This is a genomic window from Pseudomonas sp. FBF18 (genome assembly GCF_024261405.1).
Lineage (GTDB): Bacteria > Pseudomonadota > Gammaproteobacteria > Pseudomonadales > Pseudomonadaceae > Aquipseudomonas > Aquipseudomonas palmensis.
This window is the reverse complement of sequence record NZ_QKRS01000011.1, coordinates 1-1,556: the sequence shown is the minus strand read 5'-3', so window position 1 is coordinate 1,556 and position 1,556 is coordinate 1. Positions and strand designations below refer to the sequence as shown.

Annotated in this window: 3 protein-coding genes and 1 pseudogene; all 4 read right to left on the bottom strand. The window is 62.7% G+C overall.

What is annotated here, in order from left to right; translation table 11 throughout:
- On the bottom strand, window positions 1–573 hold a 573-nt coding region (locus tag DN387_RS17345), incomplete at its 3' end, for a cbb3-type cytochrome c oxidase N-terminal domain-containing protein (RefSeq protein WP_254506150.1).
- Window positions 570–767, bottom strand: coding sequence for a CcoQ/FixQ family Cbb3-type cytochrome c oxidase assembly chaperone (locus DN387_RS17340; RefSeq protein WP_043862418.1), 198 nt, complete (start codon window positions 765–767; stop codon window positions 570–572). The genes DN387_RS17345 and DN387_RS17340, both read right to left, overlap by 4 nt.
- A gap of 5 nt (window positions 768–772) precedes the next feature.
- Entirely contained in the window at window positions 773–1,381 is a 609-nt protein-coding gene (gene ccoO, locus DN387_RS17335) for a cytochrome-c oxidase, cbb3-type subunit II (protein ID WP_043862385.1), read from the bottom strand.
- Window positions 1,381–1,556: pseudogene (locus DN387_RS17330) on the bottom strand (cytochrome C oxidase Cbb3); the annotation flags it as partial. The gene ccoO and the pseudogene DN387_RS17330, both read right to left, overlap by 1 nt.

Sequence of the window (1,556 nt, the reverse complement as noted above, 5' to 3'; positions counted from 1 at the left end):
GGTGGCCTTGATGGTCTCGGGCTCGCCGCCCCAGCGCCAGTCGTCGTCGGTCAGGTTGGGGAAGCCGTAGGAACCCTTGGCGTCGGAGCCGTGGCATACCGAGCAGTTGGAGGCGAACAGGCGGCCACCCATCTTCAGGGCTTGCGGATCCTTGGCCACTTCTTCAATTGGCATCGCTGCAAATTTGGCGAAGATCGGCCCGAACTTGGCATCCGAACGCGCCATTTCCTTTTCCCACTCGTGCACGCCGGTCCAGCCCGACTCGCCGTTGGCAAAGGCCACCTTGTTTTCGTTGTCCAGGTACTGGTAGCCCGGCAGCAGGCCTTTCCAGTTGCCCAGGCCCGGGTACAGCACCAGGTAGCCCAGGGCGAACACGATGGTGCCCACGAACAGCATGAACCACCACTTGGGCAGCGGGTTGTCGTATTCCTCGATGCCGTCGTAGGCGTGGCCCACGGTTTCTTCGGTGGTTTCGCTGCGCTGGCCCTTGCGGGTGGACAGCAGCAGCCAGGTCAGGGCAAAGATGGTACCCAGACTCAGAACGGTGACGTACAGACTCCAGAAGGTAGTCATTCTTTGTTACTCCTAGAAGCGCTCGCTTGCGCTTGCTCGACGTGCTTGCTGGCTTCGGGATCATCCGCGAAGGGCAGCATGGTCGCTTCGTCGAACTCGGACTTGCGCCGAGAACTGAATACCCACAACGCCAGGCCGATGAAGGCCACCATCACCACGACGGTGCCCAGGCCACGAATCATCCCGATATCCATCAAGGTCACCGTTTGCTTTTGATGATGGTGCCCAGCCCTTGCAGGTAGGCAACCAGAGCGTCCATTTCAGTCTTGCCCTTGACCGCGTCGCGGGCACCGGCGATGTCCTCGTCGGTGTAGGGCGTGCCGAGGGTACGCAACACTTCCATTTTCCTGGCGGTCAGCTTGCCGTCGAGGGTGTTCTCCACCAGCCACGGGTAGGCCGGCATCTTCGACTCCGGCACCACGTTGCGCGGGTTGTACAGGTGCGCGCGGTGCCAGTCGTCGGAGTAGCGGCCGCCGACGCGGGCCAGGTCAGGCCCGGTACGCTTGGAACCCCACAGGAACGGGTGGTCCCACACGCTTTCACCGGCTACCGAGTAGTGGCCGTAGCGCTCGGTTTCGGCGCGGAACGGACGGATCATCTGCGAGTGACACTGCACGCAGCCTTCACGGATGTAGATGTCGCGGCCTTCCAGCTCCAGCGCGACGCGGGGCTTCATGCCCTCGACCGGCTTGTTGGTGACGTCCTGGAAGAACAGCGGGACGATCTGGGTCAGGCCGCCGATGCTCACGGCGATGACCATGAAGAAGGCCAGCAGGCCGATATTCTTCTCGACTACTTCGTGCTTCATCAGTGAGCTCCAACGACAGCGATCTGAGCGGCGGCTTCAGCTTCGGCCGGCTGCGAGGCGCGGACGGTGCGCCAAACGTTGTAGGCCATCAGCAGCATGCCGGAGGCGAAGAACGCACCGCCCAGTGCACGCACGATAAAGCCCGGGTGGCTGGCCTGCAGCGCTTCGACGAAGG

Excerpts from the sequence above, each read along its gene's own strand:
- DN387_RS17340 (WP_043862418.1), bottom strand. The coding sequence starts at position 767 with ATGGATATCGGGATGATTCGTGGCCTGGGCACCGTCGTGGTGATGGTG.
- ccoO (WP_043862385.1), bottom strand. The coding sequence starts at position 1,381 with ATGAAGCACGAAGTAGTCGAGAAGAATATCGGCCTGCTGGCCTTCTTC.